Genomic DNA, 22,517 nt, shown 5'->3' with positions numbered 1-22,517 from the left:
AAAATCGCGTCAGACCTTGGTCCGAAAGGCCGATCCCACCTTGGCGGATGCCGTCCGGATCAGCAACAATCCGCCCAAAGCGGAGTGAAAGAATGATCGCCACAACCCAGACCGGACCGGCCCATTGGCGCCGGCGCATTGCGGCGATTCCCCTGCATCACCGCTTTGCGATCGTCGGCAGCATCGTCACGCTTCTGGGCATGGTCGCGGTCGGCAGCCTGGTCAGCGACAGCATCAAGACCAGCGTCGTGCGCAATGCCGCCCTGTCCAGCGCCGTCTATATGGAAAGCTTCATCGCCCCGATGTCGCAGGAATTGACGAACAGCCAGACGCTTTCCCCCGCCAGCATCCAGCGCATGCGCGATTTGCTGGACGAACCCCCGATGTCCGAGCGCGTCTTGTCCACCAAGATCTGGCGCAAGGGCGGGTTGATCGCCTTCAGCAGCGATGCCGACCTGATCGGCAAGGTTCTGGAACCGGGGGAAAAGCTGCGCCGCGCCTGGGCGGGTGAACTCAGCGCCTCGTTCGACGATCTGGACGAGGCTGAAAATGCGCGCGAGCAGATGAAGGGCATCCCTTTGCTTGAGGTCTATAACCCCATTCATTCGATCCTGACGGGCAAGATCATCGCGGTGGCCGAATTCTATCTGGACGGGTCGGAGCTGAAGGCCGACCTGCGCGCGGCGCAGGCCCGCGCCTGGGCAGCCGTCGCCGGGGTGATGGCGCTGACCTTTGCCGCGCTGTTCGGCATCGTCCGCGCGGGCAGTCGCACCATCGACGCCCAGAACCGCGAACTGACGGGGCGGTTGGCGGAACTGGCCCGTGTCTCGACCCAGAACAAGGCGCTGCGGGAACGGGTGCAAGCCGCCTCGCGCGGGGTCAGCGAGACGAACGAACGTTATATGCGCCGCATCAGTGCCGAACTGCATGACGGGCCGGCGCAGGCCCTGGCGCTGACCTCGTTGCGACTGGATGCGCTGATGCGCCGCGCCTCGGTTCCCCCGGACGACCCCGAGGCACGTGGCCTGCGCGCCTCGCTTGACGAGGCGATGGGGGATGTGCGCGACCTGTGCCGCGGGCTGACGCTGCCGACCCTGGAGGGGCGCAGCGTCGCCGAAACGCTGGAGCTGGCAATCAGCGCCCATGAGCGGCGGACCGCGACCACCGTGCAGCGCCGCTTTTCAGGCGATGAGCGGATCGACCGACCCGCCCCACACCCGATCCTGATCTGCGCCTATCGCTTCACACAGGAGGCGTTGATGAACGCCTGGCGTCACGCCAATGACGCGCCCGTCACTGCGTCCTGCGGGCTGTCCCCCGACGGCAGGCTTGAAATCGCGGTCGAAGACGGCGGCCCCGGCTTCGACCCTCGCACCCTGAACGGGCACGGGCTTGGCCTTTCCGGCCTGCGCGAACGCGTCGAAAGCATCGGCGGCGAATTTGACATCCGCACCGCGCCCGGCCAAGGCACCCGCCTGACCATCACCCTGTCGCCAGAGGCCCTCGCATGACAGACAAGATCCAGATCATCGTTGCCGACGACCACCCCCTGCTGCGCGGCGGCGTGGTGCTGTCCCTGCAGGAGCATGGCCATTTCGATGTCCAGGCACAGGTCGGCACCGCTGCCGAGGCCGTCGCCGCGGTCGAGGCCCATCTGCCGGATGTCGCGCTTCTGGACATTTCAATGCCCGGCTCGGGCCTGAACGCCGCGGCCGAGATCGCGCGCCGATTTCCCGCGGTCGGGATCGTGATGCTGACAGTATCGGAATCCGATGACGACCTGATGGCGGCGCTGAAGGCGGGGGCGCGCGGCTATGTCCTGAAAGGCGTTTCGGCCCCCCAGCTGATCGAGGTGCTGCAAAGCGTGGCGGACGGGGCGTCCTATGTCTCGCCTTCGTTGGCGGCGCGGGTGCTGGCAACGATGCAGGCGCGCCCGGCCCCCGACGTGCAGGCCGTCAGCGAGGATCTGACCCAGCGCGAAGCGACGATCCTGCGACTTGTCGCCACCGGTCTCAGCAACAAGGAAATCGCGCGCGAACTTGATCTGCAGGAAAAGACGATCAAGCACTACATGACCAACATCCTGCAGAAGCTGCAGGTCCGAAACCGGGTCGAGGCAGCGCTGAAAGCCCGCGACATGGGGCTTTAGCGCGGCAAGTGACGCGACAGGTCAGTAGCTGATTTCGGCGACCGCGCGCAGTTCATCCGGCGTCGTCGTGCCGAAGCCGAAGAACTCCAGATAGGCCGGGATCTGTTCGAACAGCATGTCGGTGCCGACCTGGAAGCGGCAGCCGCGTTCACGCGCCGCGGCCAGGAAAGGGGTAATCTCGGTCTTCATCACCACTTCGCCGACGAAGGTTTCGGGCGCGATGCGGGACACGTCCATCGGCAGCGGATCCCCTTCGTTCATACCCAAAGGCGATGCGTTGACCACGACTTCGAACCCCGCCGGATCCTTCGAGCCGGTCTGGACCCGCAGTTGCGGATAGGCGCGGCGCAGGCGATCCGCCAAAGCCCCGGCCATTGCGGCATTCGGGTCGAAAAGCGCAAGCTCGGCGACGCCGGCCTTGGCAAGCGATGCCGCGATGGCGGAACCGACGCCACCCGCACCGACGACCAGCACGCGCGCGCCGTCCAGCTTCTGCCCCTTGCGCAGGACGCCGCGCACGAAGCCTTCGCCGTCGAACATGTCGCCTTCCAGCTTGCCATCCGCGCCCAGGCGGACGGCATTGGCCGACCCAGCGACCTGCGCGGTGGTCGAAAGCCGGTCCACCATGCCGACCGTCGCGACCTTGTGGGGCATGGTGATCAGTGCACCGTGGATGTTCGACAAGCGGAAGACCAGCGGCAGGAAGGCCGCGTAGTCCTCGGCCTTGCAGCCCATAGGCATGACGACCGCGTTGATCCCCTGTTGGCGGAACCACGGGTTGTAGATCATCGGCGCCTTGAACGAGTGGGTCGGAAAACCCAGATGCGCGATCAGTTTGGTGTGGCCGTCGATCATGCCGTCACCTGCGGCAGTTCGACCATGCGGCCTGTGCGCGCGCTGGCAGTAATGGCGTCCAGCATCATCGCGATGTCCAGCGACTCTGCCTCGGACGCTCCGGTCCAGCGGTCGGGACCAAACGCCACGGCGTCGGCAAAGGATTCGGCCTCGGCCCGGAAGCCGTTCACACCGGCGGACGGGATGGTCTGGACCTCGGTCAGCATGGCGCCGCCCTGCCACATCTGCATCGGTTCGGCCTCCGCACCGGGGGCATGGTTGCGATAGGTGGTGGTGATGCTGCCGCCGCTGCCACAGATCAGCGCCCGACGCTGATACAGGGCCGAGAAGCTGCAATTCAGCGTCGCAGAAACCCCATTCGGGAACAGCAGCGTCGCGACCATGCCGCGATCGACGCCGGTATCGGACCAGTCGGCCTGCGCGGTGACGGAAACTGGCCGGGTGCCCGCGACGACCCGCAGCATGCTGACGCAATAGCTGCCCAGGTCCAGCAGCGCCCCACCGCCATTCTCGGGCTTCAGGCGAATGTTCGTCGGGTCGCTGAACGGGGCCACGAACGCGGCCGAAATCTGGCGCACCTCGCCGATCTCACCCGCCGCCAGCATCTCGCGCAGACGTGCGGTCTGGGGCTGGGCAAGCCAGGGATATCCCTCGACCAGCAGGCGACCGGCGCTGCGTGCCGCATCGAACATGCCCGCAACTTCATCCGCATTCATCGCCAGGGGTTTTTCACACAGAACGTGCTTGCCCGCCTGCAGCGCACGGATCGCCCATTCCGCATGCATATTGTTCGGCAGCGGGATATAGACGGCATCGATTGCGGGATCGGCCAGCAGCGCCTCATAGCTGCCATGAGACCGCGGGATGCCGTTTTCGGCGGCATAGGCTGCGGCCCGATCGTCGCTGCGGCTGGCGACGGCAGCAACCGTCACCTTGTCCGAACCGGCGACCGCGGCGGTGAACTGGCGCCCGATATTGGCGGCCCCCAGAAGGCCAAGGCGCAGGGATTGGGTTTGCGTCATCGCATCGTCCTTAGTGATGGGCCAGGATTTCGCCCAGGAAGGCGCGAGTCCGCGCATGGCCCGGATTGTGGAAGAAGGTTTCGGGGTCGTTTTCCTCGACGATCTCGCCATCGGCCATGAAGATCACGCGGTCGGCGACCTGCCGGGCAAAGCCCATTTCATGCGTCACGCAGATCATGGTCATGCCGTCGCGCGCCAGCCCGATCATGGTATCAAGCACCTCCTTGACCATTTCGGGGTCCAGCGCGCTGGTCGGTTCGTCGAAAAGCATGGCTTTCGGCTCCATGCACAGCGCGCGTGCAATGGCCACGCGCTGCTGCTGGCCGCCTGAAAGCTGCGCCGGATACTTGTCCGCCTGGTTCCCGATGCGGACGCGCTCAAGATACTTGCGCGCCGTCGCTTCGGCCTCGGCCTTGCTGGCCTTGCGCACGCGCATGGGGGCAAGCATGCAGTTTTCCAGCACCGTCTTGTGCGGGAACAGGTTGAACTGCTGGAAGACCATTCCGACTTCGCGACGGACGGTGTCGACGGCTTTCTGGCTGTCGGTCAGCGCAGTGCCATCGACAACGATCCGGCCGGACTTGATAGTTTCCAGATGGTTGATGCAGCGGATCAGGGTGGACTTGCCCGACCCCGACGGCCCGCACAGCACGATCTTTTCGCCCCGCCGCACGGTCAGGTTGATATTCTTCAGCGCGTGGAAACCAGCATACCATTTTTCGACGTTTTCCATGCGGATCAGGGCGTCTTCCATCGGAACCTCCTACAGGGTGACGCGACCGCCACTGGCGGCGGAACGCTTGACGGCTTCAATCACGCGCAGAGTCTCAAGCCCTTCGCGGCCCGAGACCAACGGCGGCTCCTGCCCCCGGATGACGCGTGCGAACTGGGTGACCTGGCGGGCCAGCGGATCTTCGTTCGGGATACCGGGACGCTGCAGGTCGAAGGGGGAATACCAGCTGCGCGCACCCTGCGCCGTGCGCAGGTCCAGCGACGGCAGGGCCAATGAACCATGCGTGCCCCCAATCAGATAGCAATGCTCTTCCGAGCGGGGATAGGCCGGGTTCTCGCCGGTCGTCATCTCCCAGCTCCAGGGGGCGACGGTGCTGTCGCAGACCGAGGCGGTGGCCAGCGCACCTGAGGCGAATTCCAGCAGGATGACGGCCGTTTCCTCGACCGCGTTGCCGCGCACCGCGTTCGATTCCCGTGCCGTCACCGCAACCACGTCGCCCAGCAGATAGCGCAAGTTGTCGACGTCATGGATCAGGTTCAGGAAGACCGGGCCCGCGCCCTTTTCGCGCCGCCAGGCGACGTCGAAGTAATCGTCGGGCTTGTGCAGCCAGAACATCGCGTTCGCCACGATCGGGGTGCCGATGGCGCCGCTGTCGATAATTTCGCGCGCTTTTTGCATCAGCAGGTTGTGGCGGCGGTGATGCCCCGTCAGCAGCACGACTCCCGCAGCTTCTGCAGCCGAAACTAGACGCTCGGCATCGGCGACACTGTCGCAAAGCGGCTTCTCGACAAGGGCGGGGATGCCCGCCGCAATGCAGTCGAGGCCGTTCTGCATGTGGATCTGGTTCGGGGTCGCGACAATCACGCCTTCGGGGCGGGCCTTCTGCAGGGCATCGTCCAGATCGCGCGCCCAGATGCTGCCGAATTCGCGGGCCACCGCCTCACCCGCGGGGGTCGGATCGATGACACAGACCAGCTCGGCTTCGTCAGAGGCGTGGACATGCATCGCATGGCGCTTGCCGATCAGGCCAGCGCCCATGACGGCAAGGCGGACGGGCGCGGTCACGCCGCGGCCCCTGCGATCAGACTGGCCACGCGGCGCAGGCCAAGAAGATAGCCTTCGGTCCCGCAGCCGGCGATGACGCCATCGGCTCGCAGGCTGACATAGGAATGGTGGCGGAAGCTTTCACGCTTGTGGACGTTCGAGATATGAACCTCGATCACTGGTCCTTCAAAGGTGTTCAGCGCATCAAGGATCGCGACCGAGGTATGGGTGAAGGCGGCGGGATTGATGACAATGCCGGCCCCGGTCCCACGCGCCTCGTGGATCCAGTCGATGATCTGGCCTTCGTGGTTCGATTGCAGGAAGCGGATGCCGACGCCCAGGGCTTCGCCCAGCTCCGAGCAGGATTTCTCGACATCGGCCAGCGTCGTGTGGCCATAGATATGGGGCTGGCGCTTGCCGAGAAGGTTCAGGTTCGGGCCATTCAGGATATAGACGGTATTCGGCATCTGCTTTTCTTTCAGGTGAGGCCGGGGCGAGCGGGCCCGCCCCGGCGGTCAGTCATTTCTGGACGGTGAACTGCACGCCCTCGATCGAGGCCGGCAGTTCCGGCGGGTCCATGTGCATCCACTTGTTGTAGATCGCCTTGAACTCGTCGGTCTTCATGAACTCGGTCAGGAAGCCGTTCACCGACTCGTTCCAGTCGGCTTCGCCAAGCCGCGTGCCGACGCCGTTGTAAAGCGCAGTCAGCGGCAGCTTGTTCTCGAACTTGCCGGGGGCAGCTTGCTCGATCCGGGTGATGTAGAACTGGTTGCCACCAACGCCCTCGACCTGGCCCGACAGCAGCGCCTGAATCGTCGCGGCGTCGTCGTCAAAGCGACGGATCTCGGTTCCTTCGGGGGCCAGCGCAGTCAGGGCGGTGTCCTGTGCAGCCGCGCGCGGCACACCGAAGACATGGCCCTTGAGGCTTTCCGGCGTCGACATGTCCACGTCCTTGGGACCGACAACCGAAATCTGGTTGGCGGCATAGGGCACGGAATATTGCATGGATTTCGCGCGCTCTGCGGTGATGCCCATGGTCGCGAACAGCACATCGACCTTGTCCGTGGTCAGCGCCGGAATCCGGTTCGCGACGGCCAGCGGCACGAATTCTGCCTTGACGCCCAGGAACTTGGCGAAGGCATTGCCCATGTCCGCGTCATAGCCATCCGCCGCGCCGGACGAGTTGATGCAGCCCCAGGGGCAGTTGTCGCCCTGGATGCCGATGCGGATCGTTCCCGCGGCCTTGGTGTCTTCGACGGTGCGCGCCTGCGCGCCTTGCGCGAACAGCCCGGCCAGCGCCAGCCCGGCGACCAGCGCCACGCGCGACAGCCCGGATGCGTATTGTGCCAACATGGTTATCTCCTCCTCAGTTGGTCGGTAACAAGGCGGATTTCTGCGCCCGCCCTTTGGTAAATCAACGCGGCGCCTCGGCCAGCCGCCGTTCCATGCGGCGGCCCCAATGCGACAGGGGCCAGCACATGGCAAAGTAAAGGGCGCCCACCAGGCCAAAGACGAAAAGCGGCTGATAGGTCTGGTTCGAAATGATCTGCCCCGCCCGCGTCAGCTCGATGAAGCCGACGATCGCGGCAAGCGACGTGCCCTTGAGCAACTGCACCAGGAAACCGATGGTCGCGGGCAACGAGATCTTCAGCGCCTGCGGCAGCACGATGTCGAACATGCGGGCGCGGTAATGCATCCCAAGCGCGTGGGCCGCCTCGGACTGCCCCTTCGGGATGGCCTGGATCGCGCCGCGCCAGATCTCGCCCAGGAAGGCGCTGGCATGGGCGGTCAACGCGATGGCGACTGCGGCCCAGGCGCTGACATTCAGGCCGAACAGCGGCAGGCCGAAGAAGACGACAAACAACTGCATCAGCAGCGGGGTGCCCTGGAACAGGGCAATCCATGCCATTGCCAGCACGCGCACAAGCCGGTTCTGCGCAACCCGCGCAAGGGCCACGATCAGGCCGAAGAGGATGCCCCCTACGAAACCGATGGCAGTCAGGAACAGGGTCCATTTCAGGCCCTGCGCCAGGAAGGTGATCTCGTTGATTCCAAGATGCGGCATGATCCCCCCTTTCAGCGCGTCGGATAGGCGAAGGCACGACTGCCGATGAACGCCAGCAGGGCCATGATGACCCAGGACAGCAGCAGGTAAATGGCCGTGACGGTGAAATAGACCTCGAAGCTGCGGAAGGTGTCGCCGTCGATGCGCTGCGCCACCTGCGTCAGCTCGAACGCGGAAATCGAGGTGCAGATCGAAGTCGTCAGCGTCAGCAGGATGAACTGGCTGCAAAGCGAGGGATAGATCGCGCGCAGCGCGGGTTTCAGCACGATCGTGCGGAAGACCTCGCCCGGATGCAGGCCAAGGGCCAACCCGGCCTCGGTCTGGCCCTTCGGGATGCTTTCGACGCCGCCGCGGATGATCTCGATCGCATAGGCGCCGCCATTCAGCCCCAGCGCAACGATCGCGGTGACGGTCGGGTTCAGCCGGATCCCGGCCAGCGGCAGCGCGAAGAAGATGAAGAAGATCTGGACCAGGAAGGGCGTGTTGCGGATCAGCTCGACAAATCCCACCACCACGGCCGAACCGAAACGGTTGCCCGATCGACGGATGGTGACGCCCGCAATGCCGATGACCATGGCCAGCGCCATCCCGGCCAGCGCCAGGCCCAGCGTGGACAGCGTGCCGCGCAAAAGCTCGGGCCAGCGCTCAAGGATCACGCTGAAATCAAGCGCGTTCATCTTCTTTTCCTCCCTCGCGCCCCCTTCCCTTGGGGACGTTCTTCGCGGCAATCCCCCGGCAAGCGGGTTCCGGCCAATCCTTCCGCATGATGCTTACGGCGAATTGCGCGTAACGCAAATTGCCAAATCGTTCATAGATTTAACATCATGTTAATACCAGCCCACGGGCGCAAACTTCGGACGAGCGCGACCGTATTCTGCCCCTCCGCAGCGCGAAGTTCGACCGAAATCGGGTTGCGCGATGCTGCTGACGAGTCATGACCGCACCGAACCCGGATCACCCCCAGCTTGGCACACCGTGGTATTCGCTGCATTACACCTGTGTCATGGAACCGGGCGAGGCAAAGCTGCCCCGCGCCCCATCAAGTGAGGCTAGATGCTGACCGAGACCGAACGCCGCGCCGCGGCCGATGCAATCCTGGATGCCGAACGCTCTCGGGTGCCGATGGTGCAGCCATCGAAGCAATGGCCGGGCATGGAAATCGAGGATGCCTATCGCATCCAGGACCTTTGGGCCGAGGCACGGATCGCGGCTGGTGCCCGGGTGGTGGGGCACAAGATCGGCCTGACATCGCGCGCGATGCAGCTTGCCTCAAAGATGACCGAGCCGGATTACGGACGCATCCTTGACGACGCGCTTTTCAACGACGGCGCGCGCATACCGGCCGGGCGCTTCATCAAGCCCCGGATCGAGGTCGAGCTGGCCTTTGTCATGGGCGAGGATCTGTCGGGAACCGGCACCCTTGTCCATGACGTGCTGCGGGCGACAGAATTCGTGGTGCCCGCTCTTGAAATCATCGACTATCGGACGGAACTGCCGCGCGCCATCACCGATACCATCGCCGACAATGCCGCATTCGGCGCGATCGTGCTGGGTGGGCGGCCGGTCAGGCCCTTCGATGTCGACCTGCCCCGCGTCGGGGCCACGCTGGCGCAGAACGGCATCATCGAGGATACGGGCCTTGCCGCCGCGATCATGGGCCATCCCGCCGCGGGCGTCGCTTGGCTTGTCAACAAGCTTGCCGCAGTGGGTGGCGGTCTGAAAAAAGGCCATATCGTGCTTGGCGGTTCCTTTACCCGGCCGCTAGACATCACCTCGGGCGACGTGATCCAGGCGGATTACGGTCCGCTGGGCGCCATCGGCGTCAGTTTCGCATGAGGGAGAGCAGAATGGATATGCCGGTTAACCGTTTCAAGCGCGGCCTTGCCGAAGGCCGCAGCCAGATCGGGCTTTGGTGCACATTGCCGGGTGGCTATGCTGCGGAATGCATGGCAGGGTCCGGCTATGACTGGTTGCTGTTCGATACCGAACACAGCCCAAGCGACCCGCTGACCGTGCTGGAGCAGTTGCAGGCCGCAGCACCCTATCCGGTATCGGCGGTGGTGCGACCGGCGGCGAATGACCCCGTGCTGATCAAGCGGTTTCTTGACGCGGGGGCGCAAAGCCTGCTGATCCCGATGGTGAACTCGGCCGCCGAGGCGCGCGCCGCGGTGTCCGCCACCCGCTATCCTCCCGAAGGCATCCGGGGGGTGTCGTCCCTGACGCGCGCCACCCGTTTCGGCCGCATCGCCGATTACGCCACGCGCTGCGCCGATGAACTGTGCCTGCTGGTCCAGATCGAAACGCGCGAAGCGCTGGACCATATTGAGGAGATCGCGGCGGTCGATGGCGTCGACGGCATCTTCGTCGGCCCCGCCGATCTTGCCGCCAGCCTTGGCCATCCCGGCACCTCGGGCCATCCCGAGGTCGTCGCGCGCATCGAGGACGCCATTGCCCGTATCCGCGCTGCTGGCAAGCCGGCGGGCATCCTGACCCCCGACACGGATTTTGCCGCGCGCTGCATCGAACTTGGCACGACCTTCACCGCCGTGGGCGTCGATGTCGGGATCCTCGCGCGCGAGACCGAGGCGCTGCTGGCGAAATTCCGGACGTAACCTGCGGGGCCGTGCCAGCACCAAGGCACGGCCCTGCCCTAGACGCTGCTCAGCATGATGCTGGTCTCGCTGTTCAAGACACCGTCGATCAGGCGGATCTCGCGCAGGACCATGTCGAAATCGGAAAGCGAGCTGGCCCGGATCTCTGCAATGAGATCCCAGTTTCCGTTGGTGGTGTGCAGGGCCTGAATTGCGGGAATCCCGCGCATCTTGCGGATGACCTGGGTGGTCGATCGCCCCACCACTTCGACCAGCATGATCGCGCGGACCATGTCCACGTCGTAATCCTGCCGCACCCGCACCGTGAACCCCAAAAGCGCGCCGGAATCCAGAAGCCGGTCCAAACGGTTCTGGACCGTCCCGCGCGATACCCCCAGCGCCTCGGCGATCTTGTTCAGGGGTGCGCGCCCGTCGACGCGCAGGTGACCGACGATCCCACGGTCCAGATCGTCAAAGATATGTTTCGCTTCGTTCTGTCGGATCATGTGAAAACTTGTAAAATGGTTAGCATATTGATCATAAAATCGTAGAATTTTGCAAGTCGATTGTATTTTTTTGGATATTCGACCGCCCTAACCTGTTCGATACTTCGTTCCTGCTGACAGGTGGCCCATGCCCGCATCCCCTCCCTCTGATCTGGCTTTCGTGCCCTTCGTAAGCGTCCAGAACATGATGCGGCTGATCCATCATCGCGGCATCGAGAACGCCCTGCGTGAACTGGCCGAGTATATCGAGGAAGATTTCCGCCGCTGGCCCAGCTTCAACAAGACACCTCGCGTGGCCAGCCATTCGGCCGACGGCGTGATCGAACTGATGCCGACCTCGGACGGGGAAAGCTACGGCTTCAAATACGTCAACGGCCATCCCAAGAACACCGCCGAAGGATTGCAGACCGTGACCGCCTTCGGCGTTCTGGCCGAGGTGTCATCGGGCTATCCGGTCCTGCTGTCGGAAATGACGCTGCTGACCGCGCTGCGCACCGCCGCGACTTCGGCCATGGTCGCGCGGCGGCTTGCGCCCGGCGGCGCCCGCTGCATGGCGATGATCGGCAATGGCGCGCAGGCCGAATTCCAGGCCTTGGCCATGAAGGCAATCGTCGGCATCGACGAGGTCCGCCTTTACGACATCGACCCTGCTGCGACCCGCAAGGCCCAACGAAACCTGGCATCGACCGGGCTGACCGTCACCGCCTGCGCCTCGGCCCAAGAGGCGATCCTGGGCGCGCAGATCATCACCACCTGCACCGCCGACAAGCAATATGCGACGATCCTGACCGACAACATGGTCGGGGCGGGCGTCCATATCAACGCGATCGGCGGCGACTGCCCCGGCAAGACCGAACTGCATCCGGGCATCCTGGCGCGTTCGGAGGTCTTCGTGGAATATCCGCCCCAGACCCGGATCGAGGGCGAGATTCAGCAGATGCCCGAGGATTTCCCGGTGACCGAGTTCTGGGAAGTCCTTGTCGGGACCGCCAAGGGCCGGACCTCGGACCAGCAGATCACGCTGTTCGACAGCGTCGGCTTTGCCGTCGAGGATTTCAGCGCGTTGCGCTGCCTGCGCGACTGGTTGAAGGGCACCAGCTATTTCGAACGGCTGGACATGATCGCCGACCCCGACGATCCCCGCGATCTGTTCGGAATGCTGCAACGCGCCGCCCCGTCCGAGGACGCGGCATGATCCCGGCCCGATCGAGGTCCATCCAGGCCCCCGCGGCCGTCGTCATGGTCCGGCCCCACAACTTCACCGTCAATACCGAGACGGCGGCGGACAATACCTTTCAGCGCATGGACGAGGACAGCGGCGGCCTGAAGTCCCGCGCCTATGACGAGATTTCGCGCGCGGTCGATGCGCTGCGCAGCCACGGCGTCACCGTGCACCTGTTCGAGGACGAAGGCACCGACACGCCGGATTCGGTCTTTCCGAACAACTGGTTCTCGACCCATGGCGGCGGCCATGTCGCGGTTTACCCGATGAAGGCCGTCAGTCGCCGTCGCGAACGGCGCTGGGACGTAATCGAGATGCTGAAGCGCGAATACCGCGTTCAGGACGTGATCGATTATTCCGGGCTGGAAATGGACGGGCTGTTCCTAGAAGGAACGGGCGCGATGGTGCTCGATCATATCGACCGCGTCGCCTATGCCGTCCGCTCGGACCGGACCGACCCCATCGCGCTGGAACGGTTCTGCACCCATTTCAATTTCGAGCCAATGGTGTTTGACGCCCGTGATGAAAATGGTGTTCCGATCTATCACACCAATGTCCTGATGTGCGTGGCCACCGATGCAGCACTGGTCGGGCTGTCGATGATCGACGACCGCGTCCGGCGCGAAGAGATCGTATCCCGGCTGGAGGCGTCCGGGCGTGACATCGTCGAACTGGATGCACGGCAAGTGTCCCATTTCGCGGGCAATGCCATCGAGTTACAAGGCAGCTCGGGTCGGGTGCTGGCCCTGTCCCGCACCGCCCATGACGTCTTGCGACCCGAGCAGGTCGCCCAGATCGAACGCGGTTGTCGCCTGCTGCCGCTGGACATCCCGACCATCGAACGCGCGGGCGGATCGGTCCGCTGCACCATCGCGGGCGTGCACCTGCTGCCGCGCGGGGGATTGCGCAGCCCCGACATTCCCGCTAGGCAACCCGCCGTCGCGCGACAATGACGATCAGCCGGGACTCTCTGTCGCCACGCCGTCCGCGATCAATGGAACAATCAGCCAAGCAATTGGAAAAACTCATGTCTAATCCCGCTGTCTATCGCTTCAACTCGGTCATCGTGCGCGAACCGGCGCGCTCGGTCGTGAACGGCCTGCGCGCCGACGATCGCGGCGATCCGACCTATGAAGGCGTGGTCGCCGAACACACCGCCTATATCCAGGCGATGCGCGATGCCGGCGTCGAGGTGACCGTCCTGCCCGCGCTTGAGGAATTCCCGGATTCGATCTTCGTCGAAGATCCGGCGCTGGTCTTCCCGGAAGGCGCCATCGTGCTGCGCCCCGGAACCGAAACCCGACTGGGCGAGGCCGAAGTGACGGCGCCCGTTCTGCGCGACATGTTCGAGACCGTGATCGATCTGCCCGAGACCGGCTTTGCCGATGGCGGCGACATCCTGACCACTCCGAAGGCCGTGATGATCGGCCTGTCCGCCCGCACCAACCAGGCCGGTGCCGAGGCCCTGCAGGCCTGCCTGGCCCAGCTTGGCCGCAAATCCGAAATCGTGACGACGCCCGAAGGCGTCCTGCATTTCAAAACCGACTGTTCTCTGCTGGACGACGAGACGATGCTGGTCACGGCGCGTCTGGCGGCCTCGGGCGTGTTTGCCGGCTTCAAGACCATCATCGTCCCCGAGGGCGAGGAAGCTGCGGCCAACGCGCTGCGCGTCAATGACGTCGTCATGGTCGGCTCGGACTTCCCGCGCACCATCGAGACGCTGGAAAAGGCCGGCTACAATGTCGTTCCGATGAAGACGACCGAGATCGGCAAGGTGGATGCGGGCTTGTCCTGCATGTCCCTGCGTTGGTTCGATCCCCGCCGCTAATCAACAAGACGAACAGGGAAACCCAGATGAAACGCATCCTTCTTTCGGCCGCCTGCGCCCTTTGCGCGACGATCGCACATGCCGACGGCGCGCTGCGCCTGGGCATGACGCCCGAACCCTACATGCCCTTCACCTCGGTCGACGCGGGCGGGCAATGGACCGGGCTTGAGGCCGACCTGACGCGCGCCGTCTGCGCCAAGATCCCCGAGGGCTGCGAGTTCAAGCAGATGGCTTGGGACGGGCTGATCCCGTCGCTGAAGGAAAACAAGGTCGACTTCATCATCGGGGCCTTCTCGGTCACGGATGAACGCAAGCAGGTCGTCGATTTCAGCACGCCCTATTACACCGAAGGCACCAGCTTCGTCGGCATGAAGGACGACGATGTCGAACCGAAGCTGATCGATGCGGCAGACGGCTCGGGCAAGGTTCTTTCCGAGGAAGGCATCGAAAGCGGCATCATCGGCGTCCAAAGCTCCAGCGTGCAGGCGAATTATGTCGCGGCCTATCTGCCCAATGTAGAGGCCAAGGCCTATGACACCGCCGACAACTCGGTCGCGGACCTGATCGCGGGCCGCGTCGATTACCTGCTGGTGCCCGACATGTTCATCGACGGCTTCCTGAAAAGCGACGACGGCGCCGAGTTCGAGGTCAAGCTGGAAGTTCCCACAAACCCGAAGCTGGGTCAGGGCGTCGCCTATGCCGTGCGCAAGGGCGATGCCGCCACGCTGGACAAGGTGAACAAGGCGCTGGCCGAAATGCAGGCCGACGGTTCGCTGCAGAAGATGGTCGACAAGTGGATCTTCGGCCGCGAATGAGCCATCCGGGCGAAGCGCCAGTCGCTTCGCCCCACTAAAATCGGAAGCGGGGACGGATGGACTGGTTACGACTGCTCGCCTGGGGCGCGGACGGCTGGGGGGACGAGTTCGCGCATGGGCTTCTGCTCACGCTGGAAATCTCGGCGGTCTCGTATCTGCTTGCGGTGGTGCTGGGACTGCTTGGCGCGGCGGGCAAGCTGTCGGGCAACCGCGTCTGCCGCTGGCTGGCCGAGGGTTATACCACCGTCGTGCGGTCGCTGCCCGAACTGCTGGTGATCCTGCTGCTGTATTTCTCGGTCTCTACCGGAATCGAAAAGCTTCTGCGCCATTTCGGACTGGTCGGACCGAATTTCGAGTTCAACCCGTTTCTGGCTGCAGTCATCGCGCTAGCCTTTGTCTGCGGCGCCTTCATGACCGAGGTGATGCGGGCCGCGCTGCTGGCGGTGCCCAAGGGCCAGATCGAGGCCGCGGTTGCGATCGGGATGCCGCGCGCCAAAATGTTCCGGCGGATCGTGCTGCCCCAGATGATGCGTCACGCCATTCCGGGGATGAGCAACCTGTGGCTGTCGATTACCAAGGAAAGTGCCATCGTCAGCGTTCTGGGTGCCTTCAGCGAATTGCTTTACACAGGCTACCGCGCCGCCGCCGCAACCAAGGAATATGTCTTCTTCTATTCCCTGACCGCGGCACTGTTCCTTGCGATCTCGCTGGTCTCGGTCTTTGCCATCTCGCTTCTTGAAAAGCGCCTGAGCCGGGGGCACCACTGATGGGTTCGCTGTCGACCGTGCTGGGCTTTCTGCCCGACCTTCTGCGCGCCCTGCCCCTGACGCTGATGTTGACCGTCGTGGCCGGGATCTGCGGGCTGGTTCTGGGAACGCTGGTTGCGCTTGGCCGCCTGTCCGCGTGGAGGATCATCGCGTGGCCGTGCCGCGCCTTCAGCTTTGCATTTCGCGGAACGCCCCTGCTGGTCCAGCTTTACCTGATCTACTACGGGCTGGGCGAGATCCTGCCCGGAACCTGGGTGCGCCACAGCTTCCTGTGGCCCTATCTGCGCGACGGGCTGTGGTATGCGATCCTTGTCCTGACGCTGAACCAGGCGGCCTATAACTCCGAGGTGATCCGGGGCGCGATCCGTTCGGTCCCGGCCGGCCAGGTCGAGGCCGCGCTTGCCATCGGCATGTCGTCGCGTCGCGTCTTGCGCCGCATCACCCTGCCGCAGGCGCTGCGCCACGCCCTGCCGGTCCTGACCAGCGATACCATCATCCTGCTGAAATCGACCTCGCTTGCCTCGACCATCACCATCATGGAGGTCATGGGCACCGCGCGCGCACTGCAACGCCAGTCACTGCTGATCTTCGAGCCGCTGATCGCGGCCGGCCTCCTCTATTTCGCCGTCGTCTTCACCCTGACCCGCCTGATGAACGTCGCCGAGCGGCGCCTGACCGCGTTCCGGGCGCGCTGATGCCGCCGCGCCAGTCCAAGGAAATCCCATGACCGAGATTGCCCTTTCCGTCAAAGACATCCGCAAGAGCTTTGGCAATGTCGAGGTGCTCAAGGGCATCAGCTTCGAGGCGCGCCGGGGCGAAGTCATCTCGCTGATCGGGCAAAGCGGTTCGGGAAAAAGCACGCTTCTGCGCTGCATCAACCGGCTGGAGGAACCCGGCGGCGGTGAAATCACGCTTGAGGGCGAAACGCTGCGGACGATCACCGATCGCCACGGCAATGTCCGGGTCGCCGACAAACGCCAGCTGGAACGGATGCGGATGCGGCTGGGCATGGTGTTCCAGAACTTCAACCTGTGGTCGCACATGACCATTCTGGAGAACATCATCGAAGGCCCCCGCCAGATCCTTGGCAAAAGCCGCGACGAGGCGATTGCCGAGGCCGAGGCGCTTTTGGACAAGGTCGGGATCCGCGCCAAGCGTGACCAGTATCCCTCTCAGCTTTCGGGCGGCCAGCAACAGCGCGCCGCCATTGCGCGGGCGCTGGCGATGAACCCCTCGGTCATGCTGTTCGACGAACCCACCTCGGCGCTGGATCCCGAACTGGTGCAGGAAGTCGTGCAGGTGATCCGCGCCCTTGCGGCCGAACATCGGACCATGGTGATGGTGACACATGAAATGAGCCTTGCCCGCGATATTTCCAGCCAGGTCATCTTTCTTCATCAGGGCCGGATCGAGGAACAGGGCCCTCCGGCGGAGGTCATGGGCAACCCACGCTCGGCCCGGTTGCGCCAGTTCCTGCGGATGGAGGATCAGCAATGAACCCCGCACTGACCGATTTCCTGCCCGAACTGGTCCAGATCCGGCATCGCCTGCACGCCAACCCCGAACTCGGGCTGGAAGAGCACCAGACCTCGGAACTGGTGGCGGGCTACCTGGCGGAATGGGGTTTCCAGGTCACCCGCGGGCTTGGTAGCACCGGCGTCGTTGGAACCTTGCGGCGTGGGAATGGTCCCGGCGCCATTGGGCTTCGCGCCGACATGGACGCGTTGCCGATGGACGAGGAAACCGGCCTTGCCTATGCCAGCAAGAATCCCGGCCGGATGCATGCCTGCGGACATGACGGCCATACCGCGATGCTTCTGGGTGCGGCCTGGTTGCTGGCGCATGACCCCGAATTCTCGGGCACCGCACACCTGATCTTTCAGCCGGCCGAAGAAAATGAGGGCGGCGCCCAGATGATGGTCCGCGATGGCCTGTTCCGGGAATTTCCCTGCGACCGCGTCTATGCGCTGCACAACTATCCGGGTCTTCAGACCGGCAAGTTCGCGGTGCGGCGAGGCGCGATGTCTGCCTCGATCGACGCGGCGACGGTCACCATCCACGGCAAGGGCGGGCATGGCGCCTTTCCCGAGGATACGATCGACCCCATCGTCATCGCCAGCAGCATCGTCATGGCCCTGCAGACCGTCGTCGCGCGCAACGTCAGCCCGCATGACCGCGCCGTCGTCACCGTGGGCGCGATCCATTCCGGCACCGTCTGCAACATCATCCCCGACAGCGCCCGGCTGGAAATCTCGATGCGGGCCACCGATCCCGCCTTGCGCACCGCCCTGCGGGACAAGGTGGTGGCAATCTGCGAGGGTCAGGCCGCCAGCTTTGGCGCAAGCGTCGAATTCGCGTGGCAGACGGGCTATCCTTCGGTCATCAACGACGACGCTTCGGTCCAGTCGGTGCGCGAGGCCGCCATTGCAGCCTTTGGCCCGGACGCGGTCGAGGAATTGCGCGTGCCGATGATGGGCAGCGAGGATTTCTCGTTCTTTCTGGACGAGGTTCCGGGCGCCTATGCCTTCATCGGGAATGGCGATTCCACCGGGCTGCACACGACGACCTATGACTTCAACGACAAGATCCTGCCCATCGGCGCGACCCTCCTGCACCGGCTGGTGCGGGACCACGCCGCAAGACCGGTCCCGGCGGAAACCTGATCTCCGGCGCACGGCAAGTCTGGCCCAGTGAAGGCCGCCAGGCTCGCGATCTTCGCGCGCGGGACCGAACACCCCGCGCGGGCCGGGATCACAGAACCTGGCTCAGGAAGTTCCGCGTACGCGGGTCGCTGGCATTGGTGAAGAATTCAGCCGGCGCTCCGTGTTCGACGATGACACCCTTGTCCGTGAAATAGATGTGGTCGGCGACCTCTCGGGCGAAGCCCATCTCATGCGTGACAAGGATGCAGGTCATGCCTTCGGCGGCCAGATCCTTGATGGTGACCAGCACCTCCTTGACCGTTTCGGGGTCCAGCGCCGCCGTCACCTCGTCGAACAGCATCACGTCGGGCCGCATTGCCAGCGAGCGGGCAATGGCGACGCGCTGTTGCTGACCACCCGAAAGCTCACCGGGGTAATGGCTTTCCTTGCCCTCAAGGCGGACCTTCTTCAGCAGGGCGCGGGCACGGGTTTCGACCTCGGCCGGGTTTTCCTTCAGCACCTTGATGGGCGCCATCATGACATTCTGCAGTGCAGTCTTGTGCGGGAACAGGTTGTATTGCTGGAACACCATCCCGACCTTGCGGCGCAGCGCCAGCTTGTCCAGCCGCGCGTCATGGACCTCCTGCCCCTCGACCGCGATCGAGCCTGACTGGATGTCGTTCAGCGCGTTGATGCAGCGGATCAGGGTCGACTTGCCCGATCCCGACGGGCCGATGATGCAGATCACCTCGCCCTTCATGATGTCCATGCTGATGCCCTTGAGCACCTCGACGGGACCATAGGACTTGTGGACGTCTCGGATCCGGACGATGGGCTGGTCGGGGGTCCATTGGGTCATGGGAACACCTTTCAGTTCTTGACCGTGAAGCGACGCTCAAGCCGCATGGTCAGGCGCGCGATCGGGTAGCAATAGGCAAGGAACAACAGCAGCGCGAAGCCATAGAAGGGCATCAGCAGCTCGGGGCCGTTGCCCTCGGCCTCCATCGCCTGCCGGGTCAGGTTGATGATCTCGTCGACGCCCAGAAGCGAGCAAAGCGGGGTCGACATGGTCAGGATCGCATACCAGTTCATCCAGGGCGGCAGCATCCGCTTGACGCATTGCGGCAGGATGATCTGCCAGATGGTCTGGCGGCGGGTGAAGCCAAGGGATTCGGCAGCCTCCCACTGGGCTGTGGGGACGGATTGGACCGCGCCGCGCACGACCTCGGCGATATTGGCCGAGACGGGGAAGGCCAGACCGATCACTGTCTTGACCCAGCCGGACAGAGGAATCGTCACGCCAAGAATGGTGAACTGGAACGGCACCGCCAGCAGGATGATGAACAGCAAAACCAGCCAGGGCGCGTTGCGGAAGAACGAGACATAGGCCTGGATCACCCAGCGCAGGGCACGGTTCCGCGCGATCAGCCCCAGCCCCGCCAAGGCCCCGACCAGCGTGCCAAGCCCCATGGCAAGGGCCGAGATCAGCACGTTGAACAGGAAGCCCTGCTTGAACAGGAAGGGCATCCAGCGCACCAGCTTTTCGAAAGCGGATGCCGCAGCCGGCGCCCCGGACTGCGCCAGCACCGCCGCGGGGAACAGCATTGCCGCCAGCACCAGCCATTTGCCGGGGATCGCGCCCAGCCAGCGCGCCATGAAGAACTGGTCATAGGCCGGGCCGCGCGGGCGGAACGGCAGCAGGACGGGCATCGCACCCGCGACCTGCGCCATCGGGACGGGAGTATTACGCGCCATAGCCGGGGATCCTCAGTCTACGCTCCCACCGGCCCATGCCCAGGGACAGGAAGCCCACTAGGCCAAGGTAGCAGACCAGCAGCAGCAGCATCGTCGGGTTCTGGGCCGAGGGGTAGTCGTTCCAGATCGAGACGGATTGGTAAAGAAGCTCGGGCACCGCGATCGCGAATGCCTGGTTGGTCGTCTTCACGAGGTTGATCAGGTTCGCCGAAAGCGAGGGCATGGAAATGCGCAGCGCCAGCGGAAAGACCACGTTCGTATAGGTTTGCAGCCGGGTCATGCCAAGCGACTCGGCCGCCTCACGGGTGGAATGGGGCACTGCCTCGACCCCGGCGCGGAAGATCTCGATGTTGAAGGCGCCGGCGAAGAAGGACAGCGAGATGATGGCCCAGCCCACATTCGAGATGATCGGCACCTCAAGCCAGCCGTCCGGACTGTAGCTGGGCGTGAACTGTCCCAGCGCGAAATAGAAGAACAGCAGCTGCAGGATCGGCGGCGTATTGCGGAAGAACTGCACATAGGCCGAAACCGCGCCACGCAGGAGGCGGCTTTTCGCCCCCTGCGCCCAGGCACCAAGGATGCCGATGACGACGGAAAATACCAGGCAGAACAGGCTGAGCTTGATGGTCATCCACAATCCGGTCAGGACGCGGTCCATCTGGTGCGCATCATAAAGCCAGACGAAGTTCCAGCGCGGAGATGAGGCAGCAAGCTCCCGGAAGAAATCCTGAATTCCCGTCATCATCTTGTCCCGGACTTACTGCGCCAGCGGATCGGCCATCCGCTCGTGCATCTCGGCCAGGAAGGGGCTGGGACGGACGCCCCATTTCTTTTCCAGCTCGATCAGCGTGCCGTCGCGATGCCAGGCATATTGCAGTCCCGAGACCATCTCGCCCAGGGCGCAGCTCTCGTCCTCCTTGGCGACTGCCATGCCCCAGGGGGCAAAGTCTTCGACCGGCAGCGACATCTCGAAGTCGTCCCAGCCCCCGGCCGCGAAATCTGCACCGATGGTGGTGTCGTCATAGATGAAGGCCACGCATTTCTTGTCGCGCAGCGCCTGCTTGGCTTCGGCAGCATTGCCGAAGGCAACGATGGTCGCGCCGTATTTCTTCTCGATGTTCTGCAGATAGAACGAGCCCTGCACACCGCAGGCGGGCTTGCCGCGCAGGTCGTCCCATTTGGTCATTCCGACGGCCTTGGGCGTCAGGGCAGCGGTCCCCGAGGCATAGTAGTTCGGGCCCTTGATGCCAACGATCTCGCGGCGGTCGGGCATGTCGGTCATGGTCGCGATCAGCAGGTCGATCTGGCCCTGCTGCAGGAACTGCATCCGGTTCGACGCGATCACGGGAACCAGTTCCAGACTGACGCCCAGCGTATCGGCGACCTTCTGCGCCATGTCGACTTCAAGCCCGATGATCTTGCCATCGGTGTCCCGATAGCCCCAGGGCTTGTAGTCGGCCTTGACGCCGACGGTCAGCTTGCCGCGTTCCTGCACGCGCTTCAGCCCGGCATTCGTGCAGGCATCGCCAGCGGCGGCGGCAATGGGCGTCAGGGCCACGACGGCAGCCAGAAACCCGGTAATCGCTTTTTTCATGGATACAACTCCCCGTTCATTCGTGGCACGATTAGCAGGGCCGATCACCGCAGCGTGAGAGTCAAAAACCTTGCCCTGCGAGGGCAACTTTTCGTTCCGGCGTGGCCCGCGCGCCCGAACAGACCGAGGAACAGGATTTGGACGGCAGCGCAGGATCGAGCCGCACCCCCACGCGGATCGGACGCAGACAGTTCGTGCTGACGGCCGCGATGTGGCCGGCCTTGTCGGCCCCTGCGATCGCTCGCGGGACCGATCCGGCCTGGCGGATGGTCGCGATGGATTACTTCCCGCCCTATAACTATGTCTCCGGGGGCCGGTTCATGGGCATCGATGTCGACATCATGGCCGAGGCCGCGCGAGACATGGGTGTGCGGATCGAATTCGTGCCCCTGCCCTGGCGACGGTCGCTGATGGCGTTCCAGTCGGGCGAAGTCGATGGGATGTTCCAGCTTGCCCCGACGGCGCAGCGGTTCCGCGACTGGCAGATGGTTGGCCCGATGCGCTCGACGCGCGTTGTTCTTGCCACGCTGGCTGGGTCGGGTGTGCAGGATTTCACCGGTATTGCCGATCTGCGGGGCCGGGTAATCGGGACGGTCAACGGCTTTACCTATACGCCCGAGTTCAATACCGCTCCGCATTTCACGCGCGAAGGCTCGGTCGACGACGAAACCAGCCTGCGCAAGCTGCTGCTGGGCCGAGTGGAGCTGATCGTCGGCGGGCAACCGAACATCCTGCATGCTGCCGACAAGCTGGGCATGCGCGACGCGATCCGCATTCTGCCGACGCCACTGGATGTGCAGCCGCGCTATACCGGATTCCTGCGCGAACCGGCCCGGCTTGAAAAGGCGGCGCTGCTGCAGGACAGCCTTGCCCGGATGCAGATGGATGGCCGGATCGATGCCATCCTGCACCGGAACCTGGCCCAGTGA

The 22,517-nt window shown here is 64.2% G+C and carries 26 protein-coding genes; 13 read left to right on the top strand and 13 right to left on the bottom strand.

Annotated elements, in window-relative coordinates:
- Positions 1 to 92 precede the first annotated feature (92 nt).
- Both ACO2Q4_RS06275 and ACO2Q4_RS06270 read left to right on the top strand, forming a co-directional pair.
- The gene (locus ACO2Q4_RS06275) at positions 93 to 1,511 is read left to right on the top strand and encodes a sensor histidine kinase (RefSeq protein ID WP_311757826.1); all 1,419 of its coding nucleotides are present in this window, start codon (positions 93 to 95) and stop codon (positions 1,509 to 1,511) included.
- Positions 1,508 to 2,149, top strand: a complete 642-nt coding sequence (locus ACO2Q4_RS06270; RefSeq protein ID WP_311757825.1) for a response regulator transcription factor — start codon at positions 1,508 to 1,510, stop codon at positions 2,147 to 2,149. Before ACO2Q4_RS06275 ends, ACO2Q4_RS06270 begins: the two co-directional genes overlap by 4 nt.
- A gap of 21 nt (positions 2,150 to 2,170) precedes the next feature.
- Here ACO2Q4_RS06270 and ACO2Q4_RS06265 read toward each other — a convergent pair whose 3' ends face one another.
- The 8 genes from ACO2Q4_RS06265 to ACO2Q4_RS06230 form a co-directional block, all read right to left on the bottom strand.
- On the bottom strand, positions 2,171 to 3,004 hold the full coding sequence (locus ACO2Q4_RS06265; protein ID WP_423318103.1) for a shikimate dehydrogenase family protein: 834 nt from the start codon (positions 3,002 to 3,004) through the stop codon (positions 2,171 to 2,173).
- Complete coding sequence (locus ACO2Q4_RS06260; protein ID WP_423318100.1) at positions 3,001 to 4,026, bottom strand: Gfo/Idh/MocA family protein; 1,026 nt, start codon at positions 4,024 to 4,026, stop codon at positions 3,001 to 3,003. The genes ACO2Q4_RS06265 and ACO2Q4_RS06260 overlap by 4 nt, the downstream gene beginning before the upstream one ends.
- A gap of 10 nt (positions 4,027 to 4,036) precedes the next feature.
- Positions 4,037 to 4,780, bottom strand: coding sequence for an amino acid ABC transporter ATP-binding protein (locus tag ACO2Q4_RS06255; protein ID WP_423318097.1), 744 nt, complete (start codon positions 4,778 to 4,780; stop codon positions 4,037 to 4,039).
- Positions 4,781 to 4,789: 9 nt separating this feature from the next.
- A complete protein-coding gene (locus ACO2Q4_RS06250) occupies positions 4,790 to 5,824 on the bottom strand; it encodes a Gfo/Idh/MocA family protein (RefSeq protein ID WP_423318095.1) in 1,035 nt (344 codons plus the stop codon).
- Positions 5,821 to 6,270 carry a type II 3-dehydroquinate dehydratase gene (aroQ, locus tag ACO2Q4_RS06245; protein ID WP_423318093.1) on the bottom strand — a complete coding sequence of 150 codons (450 nt, stop codon included), beginning with the start codon at positions 6,268 to 6,270 and terminating at the stop codon, positions 5,821 to 5,823. The genes ACO2Q4_RS06250 and aroQ overlap by 4 nt, the downstream gene beginning before the upstream one ends.
- Positions 6,271 to 6,322: 52 nt before the next feature.
- Positions 6,323 to 7,156, bottom strand: a complete 834-nt coding sequence (locus ACO2Q4_RS06240; protein ID WP_311758146.1) for a transporter substrate-binding domain-containing protein — start codon at positions 7,154 to 7,156, stop codon at positions 6,323 to 6,325.
- Positions 7,157 to 7,217: 61 nt separating this feature from the next.
- Positions 7,218 to 7,868 carry an amino acid ABC transporter permease gene (locus tag ACO2Q4_RS06235; RefSeq protein ID WP_423318090.1) on the bottom strand — a complete coding sequence of 217 codons (651 nt, stop codon included), beginning with the start codon at positions 7,866 to 7,868 and terminating at the stop codon, positions 7,218 to 7,220.
- Positions 7,869 to 7,879: 11 nt separating this feature from the next.
- The gene (locus ACO2Q4_RS06230) at positions 7,880 to 8,545 is read right to left on the bottom strand and encodes an amino acid ABC transporter permease (protein WP_311758144.1); all 666 of its coding nucleotides are present in this window, start codon (positions 8,543 to 8,545) and stop codon (positions 7,880 to 7,882) included.
- A 376-nt stretch (positions 8,546 to 8,921) separates the two neighbouring features.
- On the opposite strand from ACO2Q4_RS06230, the gene ACO2Q4_RS06225 reads away from it, so the two are divergent.
- Both ACO2Q4_RS06225 and ACO2Q4_RS06220 read left to right on the top strand, forming a co-directional pair.
- Complete coding sequence (locus tag ACO2Q4_RS06225; protein ID WP_395135402.1) at positions 8,922 to 9,704, top strand: 2-oxo-hepta-3-ene-1,7-dioic acid hydratase; 783 nt, start codon at positions 8,922 to 8,924, stop codon at positions 9,702 to 9,704.
- A gap of 11 nt (positions 9,705 to 9,715) precedes the next feature.
- Complete coding sequence (locus tag ACO2Q4_RS06220) at positions 9,716 to 10,480, top strand: aldolase/citrate lyase family protein (protein WP_423318087.1); 765 nt, start codon at positions 9,716 to 9,718, stop codon at positions 10,478 to 10,480.
- Positions 10,481 to 10,518: 38 nt separating this feature from the next.
- Here ACO2Q4_RS06220 and ACO2Q4_RS06215 read toward each other — a convergent pair whose 3' ends face one another.
- The gene (locus ACO2Q4_RS06215; protein ID WP_311758140.1) at positions 10,519 to 10,965 is read right to left on the bottom strand and encodes an Lrp/AsnC family transcriptional regulator; all 447 of its coding nucleotides are present in this window, start codon (positions 10,963 to 10,965) and stop codon (positions 10,519 to 10,521) included.
- Between the two features lie 127 nt (positions 10,966 to 11,092).
- Here ACO2Q4_RS06215 and ACO2Q4_RS06210 point away from each other — a divergent pair, with 127 nt between their 5' ends.
- From ACO2Q4_RS06210 to ACO2Q4_RS06175, 8 genes are all read left to right on the top strand, one after another.
- Positions 11,093 to 12,160 (top strand): ornithine cyclodeaminase, encoded by a 1,068-nt coding sequence (locus ACO2Q4_RS06210; protein ID WP_423318083.1) that lies wholly within the window; start codon positions 11,093 to 11,095, stop codon positions 12,158 to 12,160.
- Positions 12,157 to 13,140 (top strand): citrulline utilization hydrolase CtlX, encoded by a 984-nt coding sequence (gene ctlX, locus ACO2Q4_RS06205; RefSeq protein ID WP_423318081.1) that lies wholly within the window; start codon positions 12,157 to 12,159, stop codon positions 13,138 to 13,140. The genes ACO2Q4_RS06210 and ctlX overlap by 4 nt, the downstream gene beginning before the upstream one ends.
- Before the next feature lie 74 nt (positions 13,141 to 13,214).
- Positions 13,215 to 14,015, top strand: a complete 801-nt coding sequence (locus tag ACO2Q4_RS06200; RefSeq protein ID WP_423318080.1) for a dimethylarginine dimethylaminohydrolase family protein — start codon at positions 13,215 to 13,217, stop codon at positions 14,013 to 14,015.
- 26 nt (positions 14,016 to 14,041) lie between these two features.
- Positions 14,042 to 14,830: a transporter substrate-binding domain-containing protein gene (locus tag ACO2Q4_RS06195; RefSeq protein ID WP_311758136.1), complete on the top strand. Its 789-nt coding sequence runs from the start codon at positions 14,042 to 14,044 to the stop codon at positions 14,828 to 14,830.
- Between the two features lie 56 nt (positions 14,831 to 14,886).
- On the top strand, positions 14,887 to 15,597 hold the full coding sequence (locus ACO2Q4_RS06190; RefSeq protein ID WP_311758135.1) for an ABC transporter permease: 711 nt from the start codon (positions 14,887 to 14,889) through the stop codon (positions 15,595 to 15,597).
- Positions 15,597 to 16,292, top strand: coding sequence for an ABC transporter permease (locus ACO2Q4_RS06185; protein WP_423318077.1), 696 nt, complete (start codon positions 15,597 to 15,599; stop codon positions 16,290 to 16,292). Before ACO2Q4_RS06190 ends, ACO2Q4_RS06185 begins: the two co-directional genes overlap by 1 nt.
- A 28-nt stretch (positions 16,293 to 16,320) precedes the next feature.
- The gene (locus ACO2Q4_RS06180; protein WP_423318075.1) at positions 16,321 to 17,094 is read left to right on the top strand and encodes an ABC transporter ATP-binding protein; all 774 of its coding nucleotides are present in this window, start codon (positions 16,321 to 16,323) and stop codon (positions 17,092 to 17,094) included.
- Entirely contained in the window at positions 17,091 to 18,260 is a 1,170-nt protein-coding gene (locus ACO2Q4_RS06175) for a M20 aminoacylase family protein (protein WP_423318073.1), read from the top strand. The genes ACO2Q4_RS06180 and ACO2Q4_RS06175 overlap by 4 nt, the downstream gene beginning before the upstream one ends.
- 88 nt (positions 18,261 to 18,348) lie before the next feature.
- Here the strand turns inward: ACO2Q4_RS06175 and ACO2Q4_RS06170 are convergent, their stop codons facing one another.
- From ACO2Q4_RS06170 to ACO2Q4_RS06155, 4 genes are read right to left on the bottom strand one after another with little or no spacing between them, the layout of a single operon-like run.
- Positions 18,349 to 19,098: an amino acid ABC transporter ATP-binding protein gene (locus ACO2Q4_RS06170; RefSeq protein WP_423318071.1), complete on the bottom strand. Its 750-nt coding sequence runs from the start codon at positions 19,096 to 19,098 to the stop codon at positions 18,349 to 18,351.
- 11 nt (positions 19,099 to 19,109) lie between these two features.
- Positions 19,110 to 19,994: an amino acid ABC transporter permease gene (locus tag ACO2Q4_RS06165; RefSeq protein ID WP_311758130.1), complete on the bottom strand. Its 885-nt coding sequence runs from the start codon at positions 19,992 to 19,994 to the stop codon at positions 19,110 to 19,112.
- Complete coding sequence (locus ACO2Q4_RS06160; RefSeq protein ID WP_395135390.1) at positions 19,984 to 20,736, bottom strand: amino acid ABC transporter permease; 753 nt, start codon at positions 20,734 to 20,736, stop codon at positions 19,984 to 19,986. Before ACO2Q4_RS06160 ends, ACO2Q4_RS06165 begins: the two co-directional genes overlap by 11 nt.
- Positions 20,737 to 20,751: 15 nt before the next feature.
- Positions 20,752 to 21,588: a transporter substrate-binding domain-containing protein gene (locus ACO2Q4_RS06155; RefSeq protein WP_423318068.1), complete on the bottom strand. Its 837-nt coding sequence runs from the start codon at positions 21,586 to 21,588 to the stop codon at positions 20,752 to 20,754.
- Between the two features lie 137 nt (positions 21,589 to 21,725).
- On the opposite strand from ACO2Q4_RS06155, the gene ACO2Q4_RS06150 reads away from it, so the two are divergent.
- Complete coding sequence (locus ACO2Q4_RS06150) at positions 21,726 to 22,517, top strand: substrate-binding periplasmic protein (RefSeq protein WP_423318066.1); 792 nt, start codon at positions 21,726 to 21,728, stop codon at positions 22,515 to 22,517.

The sequence above is a fragment of the Paracoccus sp. KR1-242 genome (assembly GCF_049446195.1).
Taxonomy (GTDB): Bacteria; Pseudomonadota; Alphaproteobacteria; order Rhodobacterales; family Rhodobacteraceae; genus Paracoccus; species Paracoccus broussonetiae.
Note: the sequence above shows the minus strand (reverse complement) of the source record. Positions and strands in the feature narration are given on the sequence as shown.